Origin of the sequence: Rhizobium sp. Root1334, from assembly GCF_001426665.1 — a bacterium.
Lineage (GTDB): Bacteria > Pseudomonadota > Alphaproteobacteria > Rhizobiales > Rhizobiaceae > Pararhizobium.
Genome location: NZ_LMEY01000012.1, coordinates 345,745 through 363,726, shown reverse-complemented (window position 1 = coordinate 363,726; position 17,982 = coordinate 345,745). Strand labels below are relative to the sequence as shown.

General features: G+C 58.9%; 17 protein-coding genes and 1 tRNA gene. 15 read left to right on the top strand and 3 right to left on the bottom strand.

What is annotated here, in order from left to right; genetic code table 11:
• Nucleotides 1-157 precede the first annotated feature (157 nt).
• From ASD36_RS15835 to ASD36_RS15825, 3 genes are all read left to right on the top strand, one after another.
• Nucleotides 158-682, top strand: a complete 525-nt coding sequence (locus ASD36_RS15835) for an MgtC/SapB family protein (protein ID WP_082512224.1) — start codon at nucleotides 158-160, stop codon at nucleotides 680-682.
• A 180-nt stretch (nucleotides 683-862) separates the two neighbouring features.
• Nucleotides 863-1,852: a GlxA family transcriptional regulator gene (locus tag ASD36_RS15830; protein ID WP_060505355.1), complete on the top strand. Its 990-nt coding sequence runs from the start codon at nucleotides 863-865 to the stop codon at nucleotides 1,850-1,852.
• A gap of 160 nt (nucleotides 1,853-2,012) precedes the next feature.
• Nucleotides 2,013-2,345, top strand: a complete 333-nt coding sequence (locus tag ASD36_RS15825) for a hypothetical protein (RefSeq protein ID WP_060505356.1) — start codon at nucleotides 2,013-2,015, stop codon at nucleotides 2,343-2,345.
• A 324-nt stretch (nucleotides 2,346-2,669) separates the two neighbouring features.
• Here the strand turns inward: ASD36_RS15825 and ASD36_RS15820 are convergent, their stop codons facing one another.
• Together ASD36_RS15820 and ASD36_RS15815 are read right to left on the bottom strand one after the other, a co-directional pair.
• Nucleotides 2,670-2,921 carry a YMGG-like glycine zipper-containing protein gene (locus tag ASD36_RS15820; RefSeq protein WP_060505357.1) on the bottom strand — a complete coding sequence of 84 codons (252 nt, stop codon included), beginning with the start codon at nucleotides 2,919-2,921 and terminating at the stop codon, nucleotides 2,670-2,672.
• A gap of 272 nt (nucleotides 2,922-3,193) precedes the next feature.
• Nucleotides 3,194-3,269: transfer RNA gene (locus tag ASD36_RS15815), tRNA-Lys, on the bottom strand.
• Nucleotides 3,270-3,460: 191 nt separating this feature from the next.
• Here ASD36_RS15815 and ASD36_RS15810 point away from each other — a divergent pair.
• Nucleotides 3,461-4,210, top strand: a complete 750-nt coding sequence (locus ASD36_RS15810; protein ID WP_060505358.1) for a cytochrome c biogenesis CcdA family protein — start codon at nucleotides 3,461-3,463, stop codon at nucleotides 4,208-4,210.
• 31 nt (nucleotides 4,211-4,241) lie between these two features.
• Complete coding sequence (locus ASD36_RS15805) at nucleotides 4,242-5,219, top strand: AEC family transporter (RefSeq protein ID WP_060505359.1); 978 nt, start codon at nucleotides 4,242-4,244, stop codon at nucleotides 5,217-5,219.
• Here ASD36_RS15805 and ASD36_RS15800 read toward each other — a convergent pair.
• Nucleotides 5,187-6,392 (bottom strand): UbiH/UbiF family hydroxylase, encoded by a 1,206-nt coding sequence (locus ASD36_RS15800; protein ID WP_060505360.1) that lies wholly within the window; start codon nucleotides 6,390-6,392, stop codon nucleotides 5,187-5,189. The genes ASD36_RS15805 and ASD36_RS15800 overlap by 33 nt on opposite strands.
• Before the next feature lie 279 nt (nucleotides 6,393-6,671).
• On the opposite strand from ASD36_RS15800, the gene pcsA reads away from it, so the two are divergent.
• The 10 genes from pcsA to yjfF all read left to right on the top strand — a co-directional run bounded on the left by pcsA (nucleotide 6,672) and on the right by yjfF (nucleotide 17,970).
• Nucleotides 6,672-7,397 carry a phosphatidylcholine synthase gene (gene pcsA / locus ASD36_RS15795; protein ID WP_060505361.1) on the top strand — a complete coding sequence of 242 codons (726 nt, stop codon included), beginning with the start codon at nucleotides 6,672-6,674 and terminating at the stop codon, nucleotides 7,395-7,397.
• Nucleotides 7,398-7,406: 9 nt separating this feature from the next.
• Nucleotides 7,407-8,384 carry a quinone oxidoreductase gene (locus ASD36_RS15790; RefSeq protein ID WP_060505362.1) on the top strand — a complete coding sequence of 326 codons (978 nt, stop codon included), beginning with the start codon at nucleotides 7,407-7,409 and terminating at the stop codon, nucleotides 8,382-8,384.
• Nucleotides 8,385-8,436: 52 nt separating this feature from the next.
• The gene (locus ASD36_RS15785) at nucleotides 8,437-10,011 is read left to right on the top strand and encodes an ABC transporter ATP-binding protein (RefSeq protein WP_060505363.1); all 1,575 of its coding nucleotides are present in this window, start codon (nucleotides 8,437-8,439) and stop codon (nucleotides 10,009-10,011) included.
• A complete protein-coding gene (locus ASD36_RS15780; protein ID WP_060505364.1) occupies nucleotides 10,001-11,095 on the top strand; it encodes an ABC transporter permease in 1,095 nt (364 codons plus the stop codon). Before ASD36_RS15785 ends, ASD36_RS15780 begins: the two co-directional genes overlap by 11 nt.
• A complete protein-coding gene (locus ASD36_RS15775; RefSeq protein ID WP_060505365.1) occupies nucleotides 11,095-12,015 on the top strand; it encodes an ABC transporter permease in 921 nt (306 codons plus the stop codon). The genes ASD36_RS15780 and ASD36_RS15775 overlap by 1 nt, the downstream gene beginning before the upstream one ends.
• Before the next feature lie 39 nt (nucleotides 12,016-12,054).
• Nucleotides 12,055-13,125: a BMP family ABC transporter substrate-binding protein gene (locus ASD36_RS15770; protein WP_060505366.1), complete on the top strand. Its 1,071-nt coding sequence runs from the start codon at nucleotides 12,055-12,057 to the stop codon at nucleotides 13,123-13,125.
• Between the two features lie 163 nt (nucleotides 13,126-13,288).
• Complete coding sequence (gene ytfQ / locus ASD36_RS15765) at nucleotides 13,289-14,251, top strand: galactofuranose ABC transporter, galactofuranose-binding protein YtfQ (RefSeq protein WP_060505367.1); 963 nt, start codon at nucleotides 13,289-13,291, stop codon at nucleotides 14,249-14,251.
• A 208-nt stretch (nucleotides 14,252-14,459) separates the two neighbouring features.
• The gene (gene ytfR / locus ASD36_RS15760) at nucleotides 14,460-15,983 is read left to right on the top strand and encodes a galactofuranose ABC transporter, ATP-binding protein YtfR (RefSeq protein WP_060505630.1); all 1,524 of its coding nucleotides are present in this window, start codon (nucleotides 14,460-14,462) and stop codon (nucleotides 15,981-15,983) included.
• Nucleotides 15,980-17,005, top strand: a complete 1,026-nt coding sequence (locus ASD36_RS15755; RefSeq protein WP_060505368.1) for an ABC transporter permease — start codon at nucleotides 15,980-15,982, stop codon at nucleotides 17,003-17,005. Before ytfR ends, ASD36_RS15755 begins: the two co-directional genes overlap by 4 nt.
• Nucleotides 17,002-17,970, top strand: a complete 969-nt coding sequence (gene yjfF, locus ASD36_RS15750; RefSeq protein ID WP_060505369.1) for a galactofuranose ABC transporter, permease protein YjfF — start codon at nucleotides 17,002-17,004, stop codon at nucleotides 17,968-17,970. Before ASD36_RS15755 ends, yjfF begins: the two co-directional genes overlap by 4 nt.
• Nucleotides 17,971-17,982: the final 12 nt, after the last annotated feature.

Sequence of the window (17,982 nt, the reverse complement as noted above, 5' to 3'; positions counted from 1 at the left end):
ATGTGAATTTCCTCCGTTGAACCGGTGCAGTAACGCGCTATCGCCGGATTCGTTCCTTTCACTGGTATGCTCGATCCAACGCCCGGGACGCGTTCTTACACCGCTTTCGTGCCGGATGGCCTCCGGAACCATGTTTTGCGTCACGCGTTGAGGCCGCATGGACCAGATTTTCGCCGACATGTTTCCTGCCACGCAAATTCCCTATCCGGTAATCGTCGCCCGTTTTTGCGGTGCGATCTTCTTCGGCGGGCTGATCGGTTTTGAGCGCGAGGCGCAGGATAAGGCCGCCGGTTTACGGACTCACATTCTCATCAGCTTGGCATCGGCTGTGTTCGCCATCATTTCAATCGAGAGCGTGCATATGCCCGGTCTTTCAGACGAGCAGGTGCGCATTGATCCGCTGCGCGTGGTCGAGGCCGTCACCGCCGGCGTGGCTTTCCTTGCTGCGGGAACGATCGTCCTTTCCCGCGGCGAGGTGCGGGGCCTGACGACGGGGGCCGGCATGTGGCTTGCCGGTGCGATTGGCCTGGCTCTTGGCTTCGGCCACTGGTTGATCGCGGCCTTTGCGCTTGCTGCCGGACTGACGGTGCTTTTTGCCGTCGGCAAGATTCTGGTCGCGGTCAAGTCGAAGCCGGCCGCCGTGGAACGGGAGAAGGCCACCGAAGGAAACGACGAACCGTGAAATGACGTTAAAAAACGGGTCGAAGGCATCGCTGCCATTCGACCCGTCCGGTAAAGGTCGGTAGGGGGAATTTCCAGGCATCCGCAGCTAGTGTTGCGGACAGGAGGTCTTACATGGGCATCATGCCTGAGTGATGCCAATTCATTTGACATAAAGCGCAGAAAATTTGACATTTTTCGGATGTCTGCACTTGCGACTTCCGATCGACCATCTGCGCATTCCGATCACACTGTGACGGTCGTGATCGTGGTGCTGCCCGAATCATCGATCATGTCGCTGGCCTCTGTGCTGGACCCGATACGCGCCGCCAACCGGGTGGCGGGTAAAACTCTGTTCGACTGGAAAATCCTGTCTCCCGATGGCGAGCCTGTTCTTCTCACCTGCGGCGTCGTCATCGCTGTGGCCGGGGCGTTTTCGGCGCGGGTACAGGGGGACTGCCTTTTGATCATCGGCGGCTTCAATCTGGAGCGCCATGCGCAAAAGCCGTTCATCGCCAGCCTTCAGGCGAGCGCGCGGCATTTTTCGGTCGTCGCCGGCATCGAATCGGGATGCTGGCTCCTGGCGCGCTGCGGGCTGATCAATGGGCGCACCGCGACGGCCCACTGGGAAGAACTGGAGGATTTCGCTCTGACTTTTCCGGATGTTTCCGTCAAGGCCGACCGGTTTGTGACCGACGGAAAATTTTGGACATCCGGCGGTGCATCGCCGACCTTCGATATGATGCTGCACCTTATCCGGCAGCAATTTGGCTCATCGGTCGCGCTCGATGTGGCGAGCATCTTTGTCTACGACGAGACACATGCTGCGACGGATGCGCAGCCGCTGGTGTCGCTTGGTCGCATGGAGGCGCGCGATCCGGACCTTGCCCGGGCAATCCGCCTGATGGAACGGACACTCGACCGGCCCTTGTCGATGTCAGCCCTTGCGCTGCGGGCCGGGCAATCACAGCGCCAGCTGGAAATGCGGTTTGCCAGGGCGCTCGGCATCAGTCCTGGAAGTTACTATCTGCGGCTGAGGCTGCAGACGGCTCACCGGCTGGTCAGCGATACGCAACTCGGTATCCGCGAAGTCGCGCTTCGCTGCGGTTTTGACAGCCTTTCGTCCTTCTCGCGCGCCTTCAAACGTCAATATGGCGGCAGCCCCATGAAATTGCGCCAAGGCCGCCGGTGATGGGACTGTAGTCTGCTTTGGCCATCCACGCGCTTGGCCGTCTTGGGAGGCTGCGCCAATTTTGGGGAATTGCTCAAACAGAAAGGGGGCGATGATCATTGCCTCTTGCTGTGCTCCTGCAGCGGCCATATCTCTCGCGTGAATGGAGAGAGCAACGACAATGAAAACACTGATAGTGGCCACCGCAATCGGCCTTTCAACCCTGATGCTTGCCGGCTGCGTCAGCGAAGGCGTTTCCTACGAAGACAACGGCTACTATTCACGCCCGCGCGATTATTCCGAGCGCTACAACCGCAATGAGCGCTGGCGCGATAGAGCCGACTATTCGGAAGACCGGGAATACCGCCGTAGCGATCGCAGAAATAATGAAGGGCGCGCGGATTGGCGCGACCGCGAGGGCCGGGGGGATGATGACCGCCGCTGCCGCAATGATCCACGCTGCGAAGTTCCGGAATATAACCCGGAACGGCCGGGCTACTACCGCCGCGGCTGACAGGCGAAAGGTTCCCGGACCGGAGTTGTCCCAGTCAAACAGGCCAACGGAAACATGAACGGCGTTACCTTACCGGTGACGCTGTTTTTCTTTCACGGGTCTATAAACGCGACATGGATCGCGTCGTCAGTGATCAAAGCTATATAGCCGGATCCTTTACCAAGAACGCCGGTGGGTGGAGGGTTGGATTTCATTCGCCTGTGGGCTCATGGTCGAAATCGCGGTAGCACCAGCCCAACAGTGTCCATGCGGACTGTTCACGCCATGCGCGGCGCCCTTCGAGGCGCCGCTCGCGCAAGCCCAGAAAAAAACGCCGATTTTCTATCAGCAGCGCGCCTCGTAGCGCCGTCCATTGCGGTCACGATAGATGCAATAGCCTTGACGTTCCTGGGAACGGCCAATGAGGTTGCCCACAACGCCACCCGCCACTGCGCCGATAGCCGCGCCGCCCCAGCTATTGCTGACAGCGCCGCCGATGATGGCGCCGGAGCCTGCACCGATCGCGGTTCCCCGCTCCGTCGCCGTGCAGGACGATAGAGCAACAATGATTCCAACCGCAGCGACAAGTTTCTTCATGGCAATTCCTTTTGCTCCAAACTCACAGTTTCACCAGACGGTCTCAGCATCCATGCAATGCGTGCAATTGTCCAGTGCGGGTGCAAGCTGGGGGCGAAGCTTGGTTTTCAGTTTGGGCGAATCCTGAAGGCACCACTTATGGCGTGGGGGCGGTCGGCATGTCGTCACGGCAGCAATCGGCGGGCGCGCCGGTTATGGACCGTCGACCTAGGTTATCCGGAGGGAAAACATCCGAACACCAATACTTATGCTCTTGATAATTTTGGAAAATATGGTGAGAGCGCAGGGATTCGAACCCTGGACCTACTGATTAAAAGTCAGTTGCTCTACCGGCTGAGCTACGCTCTCCCAAGACCGGTCTGTTATGTCCGGCGGAAGTGGGCGGACATATGCACAGCGGGCTTGTTTTGGTCAACCCAAAAAAACGGGCAAAAGTGCAAAAACGATGTTTTCCAAGGAGATCGCCAAAAGGTGATTGGTTTGACACCTGCTTCGGCGCTAAGACGGCCGGGCTTATTGCAGGCTGGAGTTTTTGACTGGTGTCCATCGCTGATATTTCCATCTGGACCGCCGTTCTGGCGGGCGCGCTGTCCTTTCTGTCGCCATGCGTTCTGCCGCTGGTGCCGCCCTATCTCTGTTATATGGCGGGCATATCGGTCGACCAGTTCCGTGGCGGCGAAACGCAGGTCGCGTCCACGGGCACCCGGCGCGCGGTGTTTGGTGCGGCATTTCTGTTTACGCTCGGGTTTGCCACTGTTTTCGTGGCGCTGGGGGCCGGGGCATCCAGTATCGGCTTGCTACTGCGCCAGCATATCGACATCCTCTCGCGCATTGGCGGTATCGTCATCATCATTATGGGCCTGCATTTCCTCGGTGTGTTCCGGATCGGCATTCTCGGGCGCGAGGCGCGTTTTCAAGGCAACGGCAAGCCGGCCACGCTGTCGGGCGCCTATATCATGGGGCTTGCCTTTGCGTTCGGATGGACGCCGTGCATCGGTCCGGTGCTTGGCACCATTCTTGGCGTTGCTGCTGCGCGCGATACGGTGACCGATGGCGCCATGCTTCTGGCGGTCTATTCACTGGGGCTGGCCATTCCGTTCTGGATCGCCGCCGGGTTTTCCGGCGCCTTCATGAAGTTCCTGTCGCGCTTCCGCCGCCATCTCGGTCTGGTGGAAAAGCTGATGGGTGTGCTGCTGATTCTCGCTGGCCTTGCCTTCGTCTTCGGCTTCATCAGTTCGATGGCGATCTGGTTCCAGGAAACCTTTCCAGTCCTGATGCAAATCGGTTAAGCACGAACCTCAAACAGAGGTCGAGTGTAGAATGGCTGAAATAGCGGGTTTGGTACTGCCGTTCTTCGGCCTGATCTTCGTTGGCTATCTGACTGCGAAGCTGGCTCGCCGTCCGGCGGGCGAGGGCGCTGGCGATGCCATGGGCTGGCTCAATATCTTCATCATCTACGTGTCGCTGCCGGCATTGTTCTTCAAGCTGGTTTCAAAGACGCCGATCGAGCAGTTGACGCGCTTCGATTTCGTCTTCACCTCGATGGGTGTCACCTACACGATTTTTGCGCTTGTCTTCGGCGCAGGCTACCTCATTCGCCGCAATTCGCTGGCGGAATCAACCGTTCAAGGGCTGGCTGGAGCCTATGGCAATATCGGCTACATGGGGCCGGGGCTGACCTTGCTGGCGCTGGGTGAACCGGCTGCAGTGCCGGTTGCGCTGATCTTCTGCTTCGAAAACGTGCTGCATTTCATGGTGGCGCCGGCAATGATGGCGCTCGCTGGCGGCGACAAACGGCCAGCCGGCATGCTGACGCTGGGGATTGCGAAAAAAATCCTGCTGCACCCGTTCATTCTCTCGACAATTGCGGGCGTGATTGCAGCCTATTTTGCGTTTCAGCCGCCGCTGCCCGTTCAACGCCTGATCGATTATCTGGCGCAGGCGGCTGCACCCTGCGCGCTGTTTGCCATGGGCGTGACGCTGGCGCTGCGGCCGCTGAAACGCATCCCTGCCGAGATTGGCTATATCGTTCCCGCAAAGCTGATCCTGCACCCGGTGCTGATGTATCTGGTCATGAGCCTTGCCGGCAATTTCGAGCCGGTCTGGGTGCAGACAGCTGTGCTTCTGGCCGCGTTGCCGACGGCGACCAACGTCTTTGTCATCGGCCAGCAATACGGAGTCTGGCAGGAGCGGGCGTCGGCAACGATCCTGATCACCACCGTCCTTTCGGTGGCGACGGTGACGATGCTGCTCTATCTGATCAGTTCAGGCGCTCTTCCGGCCGATCTTTTCCCGTAACGCACCACGCAGGGATTGCAGCGCACTGCCTGGATTGATCCCCTCGCGCATCATCAGATTGCGCAGCGGCGCTACACTTGCCAAAGCCTGCAGGCCTGCAGCACGCAGCATCTGTACGGGCAGGAAGTCAGACAAGAGGGAGCGATTGAGCAGATCGACGCTGACGGTGCGGCTGAGAATGTCGGCGCGCCGTTTGCGGTCATAACGGCCGCCAAAATCGTCAGGAACAGGTGAGTATCCGAGCAGCGATAGGGCGGCCATGATGTCGCGCAGGCTGAGATTCAGTCCCTGTGCACCAATAGGCGGGAAGGCGTGGGCGGCTTCGCCGATCAGGACCGCCCGGCCCTTGCCGAAGGCGTGGGCAGTCATGCCGGAGAGCGGGAATGACTGGGCCGCACCTTCTATAACCACTTTCCCGAGCATGGATTGCATGCGCTGTTCCACCGCCAATGCCAGAGCGTCAGGCGAAAGGGCCAGCGCCGCTTCGGTGTCTTCCGGTTTCTGAACCCAGACAAGGCTGGATCGCAAACCACCGGGCAATGGAACCTGCGTAAACGGGCCGTGCGGTGTGTGGAATTCCGTCGAGATGTTCTGGTGGGGCACCTGATGGGAGAAATTGAGCACAAGCGCACTTTGCGGATAGGACCAGTTGCGCACCTCGATACCGGCGGCCGCGCGTACGCCGGATTTCCGGCCGTCGGCGCCGATCACAAGGCTGGCCGTGATGGTGCGCCCATCATCGAGCGTCAGCACGGCGCGCTCGGGTTCAAATTCGACCTGCGCCAGGCTCGCAACAAGACGCGTGAACGTCGGCCGTTTGGCTGTTTCCTGTTCCAGGAGGGTAAGGAAGGGAGCGTTGGGAATATTGTATCCGAATGCCTCTAGTCCGACTTCTGCGGCGTGAAAGGTCACTGTCGGCGCGCGCAGCAGCCGGTTTGTTGCGTCGATGATCCGCATGCTGGAAAGAGGGGCTGCCAATGGCGCAACGGCCTGCCAGAGGCCAAGTTTCCGCACGAGCTCAATTGATTGATCCATCAGCGCCGTAGTCCGTCCATCGGCTTTGCCAGCCACCGGCGCAATCAGCGCGATGCTGCGGCCGGTATCGGCAACCGCAAGCGCTGCCAGAGATCCGGCGAGCCCCGCACCGACGACTGCGATTTCAAAGTGCTCCATGGCGTCCGCTTCCCGTGCATGTATCTGTTGAGGGTTCGATCTTAACTGTCGGCGGCTGCGAAGGAAATGGGGTGAAATGGCGCAGATGCACGTCGCATCCACAGCTGATTCTTGTGCTTTTGCGGCGTTAGGTGATTTTTGCTGGCAGCCAAACGCAAACGGTGCATATTACCGCCAACACCCGCGCAACAGTGCGGGTACGGGAGCGTGGGCTAGTGAAACGGCCGGTTCAGCATGCTTCCAAGGAAAGCGCAGAGTAAGGACAGGGTGCGTCTGCCGATGAAGTTTTTTAACTACAAGCGCGTGCCCTACGCGGAAATTCGCGCATTTTCCGTTCATATTCTCACCGCATCCGGATCATTCCTCGCCTTTTTGGGCGTGGTTGCTGCAGCCGAGCACCGATTCGTCGATATGTTCTGGTGGTTGGGTCTGGCTCTTGCCGTCGATGGCATCGACGGGCCGATTGCCCGCAAGGTTCGCGTCAAGGAAGTGCTGCCGAACTGGTCCGGCGATACGCTCGACAATGTCATCGACTATGTCACCTATGTGCTTCTTCCTGCCTTTGCGCTCTATCAGAGCGGCATGATCGGTGAACCATGGTCGTTCTTTGCCGCCGGTGCCATCGTCATGTCGAGTGCGATTTATTATGCCGACATGGGTATGAAGACGGACGAGTATTTCTTCTCCGGCTTCCCGGTCGTCTGGAACATGGTGGTGTTCACGCTGTTCGTCATCGATGCCAGCGAACTGGCGGCCTCGATCGTCGTCGCCGTATCAGTTGTCCTGACCTTCATGCCGATCAGTTTCCTGCACCCGGTGCGCGTCAAGCGCCTGCGGCCGCTCAATCTGGCCGTCTTTGCTGTCTGGTCGGTGCTCAGCGGCTACGCGCTGCTTTTGCATTTCGACACTCCTGCCTGGGTCGTGGCCGGCGTCGTCGGTACCGGCATCTATCTCTATGTCATCGGTTTCGTCTTGCAGATATTTCCCCGGCTTGGACGGGGTTGAGGAGGTTTCATGGCACAGGCCATCATGGTGCGCACACTTGGCGGACCGGAAGTTCTCAAAATTGAAGGTGTAACGCTTTCTGCCCCAGGGCCGGGCGAAGTGCAGATCCGCCAGGTCGCGGTCGGCGTGAATTTCATTGACGTCTATTTTCGTACAGGCCTCTACAAGTCGGCCGAAGGACTTCCCTTCATTCCGGGTAAAGAGGGCGCGGGCATTGTCACGGCGGTCGGCGATAATGTCAGCAGCTTTTCGGTTGGTGACCGGGTAGCCTACGCATCCTCCGATGGAGCCTATGCGAGCGAGCGCAATATCGAGATTTCGCAGCTGGTGAAGGTGCCTGATGGCATCACGCTGGAAACGGCGGCGGCAATGATGCTGAAGGGCATGACGGCGCAGTACCTGCTCAATCAGACCTTCAAGGTCGGGCCGGAAACCACGCTTCTGTTTCACGCGGCCGCGGGCGGTGTCGGCCTGATCGCTGGCCAATGGGCCAAGGCGCTCGGTGCGACGGTCATCGGAACTGCGGGTTCGCAGGACAAGATCGATCTGGCGCTGGCTCATGGATACGACCATGTCATCAACTACCGCACCGACAATTTTGTCAGCGCGGTCAAGGAGATCACCGGCGGCAAGGGTGTCGACGTGGTTTATGATTCTGTCGGCAAGGATACCTATCCGGCCTCGCTCGATTGCATCAAGCCGCGCGGCCTCTGGGTGAGTTTTGGCAATTCTTCAGGCCCGGTGGAGGGCGTCAATATCGGCATCCTGGCGCAAAAGGGCTCGCTGTTTGCAACACGGCCGACCCTGTTCAGCTATGTTTCCACACGGGCGGCGCTGGAGGCATGTGCAAACTCCTTGTTTGATGTTGTGCAAAGCAGCAAAGTGCGTATCAATATCAACCAGACGTATGCGCTTGCCGATGCAAGTCAGGCGCATGCAGATCTGGAAGCAAGAAAAACGAGCGGAACAACATTGCTGATTCCCTGAGACAAGCCGGAGAGGCAGCCAGGGCAGCAGAGAATGAGAAAAGAGGGGCGGCGTGTCGGCTGAGGGACAACCCGCCAACAGTCTATTGCTGGCTGTTGGCCAACTGACAAAACTGTTCGGCACATTCGCGGCCTGTAACGGAATCAATCTCGATATTAGACCGGGCGAAATTCACGCACTTCTCGGCGAGAATGGCGCCGGCAAGTCGACACTGGTCAAGATGCTGTTCGGTGTGCTTGCGCCCACCAGCGGCCAGATCGTCTGGCAGGGGCAGCCGGTGCGCATCACCAGCCCCAGTGCCGCCCGCAAGCTCGGCATCGGCATGGTGTTTCAGCATTTTTCGCTGTTTGAAGCACTGACCGTCGCTGAAAATATTGCCCTGTCGATGGATCCCGGCGTGTCGTTGGCAAAGATCGCCAAGGAAGCGTCCGACCTTTCGCATGCCTATGGACTTCCGCTCGATCCGCATGCGCATGTGGCCGACTTGTCGGTAGGCGAGCGCCAGAGAATCGAAATCGTCCGCGCCTTGCTGCAGAACCCGAAGCTGATCATTCTCGACGAGCCGACTTCGGTGCTGACGCCGCAGGAGGCCGACCGGCTGTTCGAAACATTGAACAAGCTGAAAGCCGAGGGGCGCTCGGTGCTTTATATCAGCCACCGGCTGGAAGAGGTGCAGCGCATCTGCGACCGCGCCACTGTTCTGCGCCATGGCAAGGTGACCGGCGCCTGCGATCCACGCCAGGAAACTCCATCCTCGCTGGCCCGTATGATGGTCGGCAGTGATGTCGCGCATGTCAGTGCCGAAGGCACAAATTCAAAGGGTACCGTCAAGCTTGAGGCTCGCCATCTGTCCGCCGCTGCCAGAACGCCTTTTGCCGTTGCCCTGAAGAACATCTGTCTGAAGGTGCATGCCGGAGAAGTGCTGGCGATTGCCGGTGTTGCGGGCAACGGGCAGGGAGAGCTTTTCGACGCGCTGTCCGGCGAATATCCTGTCGCCAGCGATGATGTCATTCTGATCTCGGACAAACCGGTCGGTACGCGCGGCATCAATGCCCGCCGGCTGATGGGGGCGAGTTTCGTGCCGGAGGAGCGGCATGGACATGCTGCCGTTTCGGCGCTGTCGCTCTCCGACAACCTCATCCTTGCCCGTAGCCAGTCCGACCGGCGCGCCTTTCTCGGCGGCGGTCCGCTCGGGCTGATCCGCCAGGATGCAGTCAAAATGGCGGCGAAGCGTATTTCCTCAGCAATGGATGTGCGCAAGAGCGGCGAAAATCCACCAGCCGGTTCCCTGTCGGGTGGCAATCTGCAGAAATTCATTGTCGGCCGCGAACTCGACCGTCAGCCGACGGTGTTGATCGTCAATCAGCCGACTTGGGGGGTGGATGCAGGTGCGGCCAGCCGTATCCGGCAGGCGCTTGTCGATCTGGCTAAATCCGGTTCCGCAGTCCTTGTTATCAGCCAGGACCTTGATGAAATCTTCGAAGTGGCGACGGAAATTGCGGTGATCAGCGAAGGCAAACTTTCCGATATCTATCCGGCATCGGAACTGTCGCGCGAAAAAATCGGACTGTTGATGGGCGGCATGTATGGCAAGACCGAGACTGCGGAGACGGCGCATGCGCATTGAACTGGAACGGCGCCCTGACGTCTCCAAGCTGTTTTCCATCCTGTCGCCGTTCATCGCGCTCGGGCTGACGCTCATTTTCGGCGGCATCATGTTCATGATGCTCGGCAAGGACCCGATCGCCGCCCTTTACAGCTTCTTCATCGAGCCTCTGACGGAGGTCTGGTCGCTGCACGAACTGGCGATCAAGGCAGCGCCGCTCATACTCATCGCTGTCGGTCTTTCCGTTTGCTATCGTTCGAACAACTGGAATATCGGCGCCGAAGGTCAGTTCATCATGGGGGCGATCGCCGGGTCGATCCTGCCCGTCGTGTTCTATGAATGGCAATCGCCGCTGGTTCTGCCGCTGATGATGCTGCTCGGCATGCTGGGCGGTGCGCTGTTTGCGGGCATTCCGGCTTTCCTCAAGGCACATCTGAACACCAACGAAATCCTCACCAGCCTGATGCTGGTCTACGTCGCGCAGCTGTTTCTCGATTGGCTGGTGCGCGGCCCCTGGCGCAATCCGGGCGGCATGAATTTTCCGGAAACCCGGACCTTCGACGCAACCGCCATCCTGCCTGAAATGATCGCGTCCGGACGGGCGCATTGGGGCTTTGGCTTCGCGATTATCGCGGCGATCCTGGTCTGGTTCATGATGCGCTACACGCTGAAGGGTTTCGAGATCACCGTGCTTGGCCAATCGCAGCGGGCAGGGCGTTTCGCCGGTTTTTCGTCGCGCAAGATGATCTGGTTTTCCATGCTGCTCTCTGGCGCTCTGGCGGGTCTTGCGGGCATTGCTGAGGTCAGCGGCGCGATCCAGCAGCTACGGCCGGTGATTTCACCCGGCTACGGCTTTACTGCGATCATTGTTGCCTTCCTCGGACGCCTCAATCCACTCGGGATTGTGGTTGCCGGGCTTGTGCTGGCGCTGACCTATCTCGGTGGCGAGGCGGTGCAGGTTTCGCTGCAGATTTCCGACAAGCCGATCCGGGTATTCCAGGGGCTCCTGCTGTTCTTCGTGCTCTCCTGCGACACGCTCATCCACTACAAGATCAGGATGATGTGGTACGACCTGAGCGAGACGGCCGGTAAGGGGATACGCTGATGGGAATTTTCGAAGCGATGCTGCTGACCATTATCACGGCGGCGACTCCCTTGGTCCTCGCGGCGATCGGCGAACTGGTCACCGAGCGGTCCGGCGTCCTCAATCTTGGCGTCGAGGGCATGATGGTCATGGGGGCGGCCTGCGGCTTCATCGCCACGCAGGTCACCGGATCTCCCTATATCGGCATTCTCGCCGGTATCGCGGCGGGCGCGCTGTTTTCGCTGCTGTTCGGTTTCCTCACCTTGACGTTGGTTGCCAATCAGGTGGCGACAGGGCTGGCCTTGACCATCCTGGGGCTCGGTGTTTCCAGCATGATCGCCGAACCCTATCTCGGGCAATCCGGGATCAAACTGCCGCAGATCGTCTTTCCGGTCCTCTCGGATATCCCGTTTCTGGGCCCCGTCCTGTTCAAGCAGGATCTGATCTTCTATCTGTCGATAGCGCTGGTCGCCGGCGTCAACTGGTTCCTGTTCAAAAGCCGTGCTGGCCTGAAACTCCGGTCCGTCGGCGATAGCCACGCTTCAGCGCATGCGCTCGGCATCAATGTCATCCGCACGCGCTATCTGGCCGTGATGTTCGGCGGTGCCTGCGCCGGTCTGGCCGGCGCTCAGTTATCGCTGGTCTATACGCCGCAATGGGCGGAAAACATGTCGGCCGGGCGTGGCTGGATCGCGCTGGCGCTAGTGGTATTTGCCTCCTGGCGGCCATGGCGGATCGTGGCCGGCGGTTATCTGTTTGGCGCCGTATCGATCAGTCAGCTCTATGCCCAGGCCTTCGGCATCGGCATTCCCTCGCAGTTTCTTTCCGCTCTTCCCTATCTGGCGACAATTATCGTACTCATTCTCATCTCGCACAATCGACGCATGACATTGATCAATACGCCGGCGTCGCTCGGCAAGTCCTTTGTGCCGGACCGGTAAACAAGAACAACGACGTAAACCAAACCTACAGAGGTCAAAATGAAAAAACTACTTTTCGCACTCGCCACGACAGCAGCGGTCATCGGCTTTTCCGCCGGCGCCTACGCTGCCGACAAGGCAAAGGTCTGCTTCGTCTATGTCGGCTCAAAGACCGACGGCGGCTGGACTCAGGCACACGATATTGGCCGTTTGGAGCTTGAAAAGGCGCTCGGCGACAAGATCGAAACCCAGTTCCTCGAAAGCGTTCCGGAAGGCCCGGATGCCGAGCGCGCCATCGAGCGCCTGGCACGCTCCGGCTGCGGCCTGATCTACACCACGTCGTTCGGCTTCATGGATGCGACCGTCAAGGTTGCCGCAAAATTCCCGGATGTTAAGTTCGAACATGCGACCGGCTACAAGACGGCGCCAAACCTTGCGACCTATAACAGCCGTTTCTACGAGGGCCGTTATATTCAGGGTCAGATCGCCGCAAAGATCTCTCAGAAGGGCGTTGCCGGTTACATCGCTTCCTTCCCGATCCCGGAAGTGGTCATGGGCATCAATGCCTTCGTCACCGGCGCCCGCTCGATTAACCCGGATTTCAAGATCAAGGTCGTATGGGCAAACACCTGGTTCGACCCCGGCAAGGAAGCTGATGCTGCAAAGGCGCTGATCGACCAGGGCGTCGACGTATTGACGCAGCACACCGACACGACCGCACCGATGCAGGTTGCTGCCGAACGCGGCATCAAGGCTTTCGGCCAGGCCTCCGATATGATCAAGGCTGGTCCGGAAACACAGTTGACCGCGATCGTTGATACCTGGGGCGCCTATTACATCAAGCGCACGCAGCTCTTCCTCGACGGTAAGTGGGAAACCCAGTCGAGCTGGGACGGCCTGAAGGACGGCATCCTGAGCATGGCGCCCTATACCAACATGCCGGATGACGTGAAGGCGATGGCGGAAGAGACCCAGAAGAAGATCGAGTCGGGTGAACTGAAGCCTTTCACCGGCCCGCTGAAGAAGCAGGACGGTTCCGAATGGCTGGCCGCCGGCGCATCCTCGGATGACGGCACGCTGCTCGGCATGAACTTTTACGTCGAAGGCGTTGACGACAAACTGCCGCAATAATCCGGCACCCATCGTTGCAATCGGAAAGGGTGGCCGCAAGGCCGCCCTTTTTCGATTCTGGACTATGTGAATTTGCTTAAAGACGCGCAAAAACTGTTTACATAAATAATATAGTATGATTTTTTATTCAAGCTGCTGAGGAGCAGCTTTTTGGGAGGAAATCATGAAAATCAAGACTGCACTTAGCTGTGCCACGGTTCTGGCTGCCTGCATGTTCGGTTCGGCCTCTGCCGCCGACCTGACGATCGGCTTTTCGCAGATCGGCTCCGAATCCGGCTGGCGCGCGGCCGAAACCACCTTGACCAAGCAACAGGCGGAAAAGCGCGGCATCGACCTGAAATTCGCCGATGCGCAACAGAAACAGGAAAACCAGATCAAAGCCTTGCGGTCATTCATCGCACAGGGCGTTGATGCCATATTGATCGCCCCGGTTGTCGCCACCGGTTGGGATGAAGTCCTGACGGAAGCCAAGGATGCCGAAATCCCGGTCATCCTTCTCGATCGCACGGTGGATTCGAAGGACGATCTCTACCTCACGGCCGTCACATCCGATCTTGTTCATGAGGGCAACGTTGCCGGCAAGTTCCTGGTCGACAAGGTCGGCGGCAAGCAATGCAACGTCGTCGAGCTGCAGGGCACCACAGGTTCCTCTCCGGCTATCGACCGCAAGAAGGGCTTCGAAGAGGCGCTGAAAGGCTATGACAACCTCAAGATCGTCCGCAGCCAGACCGGCGACTTTACGCGTACCAAGGGCAAGGAAGTCATGGAAAGCTTCCTGAAGGCGGAAGACGGCGGCAAGAATATCTGCGCGCTCTACGCCCACAATGACGATATGGCCGTCGGCGCCATCCAGGCGATCAAGGAAGCCGGCTTGAAGCCGGGAACGGATATTCTCGTCGTCTCCATCGACGCGGTTCCGGATATCTTCCAGGCGATGGCAGCTGGTGAAGCCAACGCCACAGTTGAGTTGACGCCGAACATGGCCGGTCCGGCATTCGATGCACTCGATGCGTTCCTGAAGGATGGCACCAAGCCGGCCAAGTGGATCCAGACGGAATCGAAGCTCTACACCCAGGCTGACGATCCGCAGAAGGTCTACGAAGAAAAGAAGGGCCTCGGCTACTGATTGATTGCCGGCATTGCACGAGGGGCACATCCGCTGTCTTTGGACGGTTGATGTGGATCGCGATGCGATGCCGGCACGTCACTGTCAGATGGACTGCTTACGTCCGAATGCCCGGCACCGTGGCAATCCACACCTTATGCGGACGCTGGTGCAACTGGCGCAAATCCGTAAGCTATGGCTGACCTCATTTGTTGAAGAATCCGGTTTCATGCAGAACAGCTCAAACGATATTCTTGTCGCCGCCGGGATCGTGAAAACCTTTCCGGGCGCCATTGCGCTCAATAAGGTCGATTTTTCGCTGCGGCGCGGCGAAGTGCATGCGCTGCTGGGCGAAAACGGCGCCGGAAAATCGACGCTGATCAAATGCATGACGGGCGCCTACCGCCGCGACGCTGGTCAGTTGAGCCTCGATGGCACTGAGATCGACCCACGAGACACGCTCGATGCCCAGAAACTGGGGATCGGCACCGTCTACCAGGAAGTCAATCTCCTTGGAAATCTGAGCGTTGCCGAAAACCTCTTTCTCGGGCGTCAGCCTCGTCGTTTCGGTCTCATTCAGAACGGGGAAATGAAAAGGCGGGCAAACGCTCTGCTTGCGCAATATGGCATCGATATCAACGTCTCCGCGGCGCTTGAGAGTTACTCCGTGGCCATCCAGCAGGTCGTAGCCATCGCCCGTGCTGTCGATCTCTCTGGCAAGGTGCTGATCCTCGACGAGCCGACTGCCAGTCTCGATGCCCAGGAAGTGGAAATGCTGTTTCGCATTGTCCGCGATTTGCGGGCGAGGGGACTTGGTATCGTCTTCATCACCCATTTTCTCGAACAGGTCTACGATCTCTCGGACCGGATCACCGTGCTGCGCAACGGCCAGTTGGTCGGCACCCGCGACATCGCATCCTTGCCGCGCCGCGAACTCGTGACGATGATGCTCGGCCATGAGTTGCAGTTTGTCGAAAAGGCCGTTGGTGCGGTTGAGACGGCAAGCGGCCCTGTTCATTTCCGGTTTTCGAAATACGGCAAGACAGGCAAGATCAACCCATTCGATCTGGATGTCCGCAAGGGCGAGGTCGTCGGTATTGCCGGCCTTCTTGGTTCCGGCCGCACCGAAACCGCAGAATTGATGTTCGGTGTGCACAAGGCCGACAGTGGTAGCGCCGATATCGGCGGCAAGACGGCGAATCTCTCATCACCACGCGCTGCCATTGCCGAAGGCTTCGGGTTTTGCCCCGAGGATCGCAAGCTTGACGGAATCATTGGCGAATTGTCCGTGCGCGAAAACATCGCTCTCGCCTTGCAGGCGCGGCGTGGCTGGGCAAGGCCGCTTGCCGCCTCCGAGCAGAATGCCTTGGCCGACCGCTACATCAAGGCGCTGGACATTCGCACCAGCGACCGGGAGAAGCCGATCCGGTTGCTTTCCGGTGGCAATCAGCAGAAGGCCATTCTGGCGCGCTGGCTGGCCACCAACCCGCAGTTTCTCATTCTCGACGAACCGACACGCGGTATCGATGTTGGAGCCCATGCGGAAATCATCCGGCTGATCGGTGAACTCTGCGCACAAGGCATGTCGCTCATCGTCATTTCGTCCGAGCTTGAGGAACTCGTGGCTTACAGTTCGAGGATTATCGTTCTGCGCGATCGCGCCCATGTGGCGGAGTTGACTGGCAGCGAGATCACCACCGAACATATCGTCAATGCCATTGCTGCGGCAACGGTTGCAGGAGGCGCCCAATGATCGACAACGCAAAACGTCTCGGCCGCCGCCTGTTGCCGCAATTCGTTGCGCTAGCGCTGATTCTGGCGTTGATCCGGTTGGTCTTTCCCGATTTCTTCTCGATCGAAATCCAGAACGGGAGGCTTTATGGCAGCCTGATCGATATTCTCAATCGCGGCGCCCCGGTCGCTCTTCTGGCTGTCGGCATGACTGTGGTGATCGCCACGAAAGGCATCGATCTTTCTGTGGGCGCGGTCATGGCCATTTGCGGCGCCGTGGCCGCCGCATCCAGCGTACGCGGGGATCCATTGCTAGTGACCTTGCTTTTGGCGGTCGGCACAGGCCTGATCTGCGGCGTCTGGAACGGGTTTCTGGTTTCGGTGCTCAATATCCAGCCGATTATCGCCACGCTGGTGCTGATGGTCGCCGGGAGAGGGATCGCCCAATTGGTGACGGAAGGCGCGATCCTGACCTTCAACGATCCCGGGTTGATTTTCATCGGCAGTGGCTCCTTCCTTGGCCTGCCGATGCCGGTCGTCATCTGGCTTGCGTTCGGCATCGCTGTGGCTTTGCTGGTGCGGCGCACCGCGCTTGGCATGCTGATCGAGGCCGTCGGTATCAATCGCCGTGCCAGCACGCTGTCAGGAATACAGACGCCTCTGCTTTTGATGGCGGCTTACATGCTGTCGGGGCTGTGTGCCGCCGTCGCCGGGTTGATCGTCACGGCAGATATCAGGGGCGCCGACGCCAACAATGCGGGTCTCTGGCTTGAACTCGATGCCATTCTCGCCGTCGTCGTCGGCGGCACGTCACTGCTCGGTGGCCGGTTCAGTATCGTTGCCTCGCTGATTGGCGCCATGATCATTCAGGCGGTCAATACCGGCATCCTGTCTTCGGGCTTTCCGCCGGAATTCAACCTGATCATCAAGGCGGCGATCATCGTCATCATCCTCGTCATCCAGTCGCCGCGCGTGCAGGCCGGGTTGACGTTCCTTGGCCGGAAATCCGTCCGTAGAGAGACCGCAGAGCAGTCCGCCCAATGAACCAGAAATATCTCCCGCTCATCGCCACCATCGTCATCTTCGTCGTTTCCTACGCGGCGTGTGCCGCGCAGTATCCGAACATCCTATCGACCCGCGTGATCGGCAACCTTCTGACAGATAACGCTTTTCTTGGGATTGCAGCAGTCGGCATGACCTTCGTGATCCTGTCGGGCGGTATCGACCTGTCGATCGGTTCGGTCATTGCCTTCACGGGTATTTTCCTGGCTGTTCTCTTGCAGAATACCGGCATCCATCCGCTCGCAGCCTTCGCGCTCGTGCTCGTGATCACGACGCTGTTCGGTGCGATCATGGGGGCGATCATCTACTATCTTGAAATGCCGGCCTTCATCGTTACGCTGGCCGGTATGTTCCTGGCCCGTGGTATGGCCTTTGTTCTGTCGGTCGATTCGATCCCGATCAAACATCCGTTCTACGCAACGATGAAGACGTTTTACTACAAGCTGCCGGGCGGTGGCCGCATCACGCTGATCGGCGGACTGATGCTGCTGGTCTTTGCGGCGGGTATCCTCATTGCCCAGCGCACCCGCTTCGGTACCAATGTCTATGCGCTTGGCGGTGGTGCCCAGACGTCGGCCCTGATGGGCGTTCCCGTCGGCCGCACGACCATGATGATCTATGGTCTTTCCGGTTTTCTGGCCGGGCTTTCGGGAATCGTTTATTCCCTATATACATCAGCAGGTTATTCGCTCGCCACCGTGGGTGTCGAGCTGGATGCGATTGCTGCGGTGGTGATTGGAGGAACGCTTCTGACAGGAGGCGCCGGGTTTGTCGGAGGAACACTCGTCGGCGTCTTGATTCAGGGACTGATCCAGACCTACATCACCTTCGACGGTTCGCTGTCGAGTTGGTGGACGAAAATTTTGATCGGTGCCTTGCTGTTTGCTTTCATATTGATGCAAAAGGCCATCCTGTTTTTGTCGCGCCAAAACAGAAGGTATTCCTGAGGGGGGAGTTGC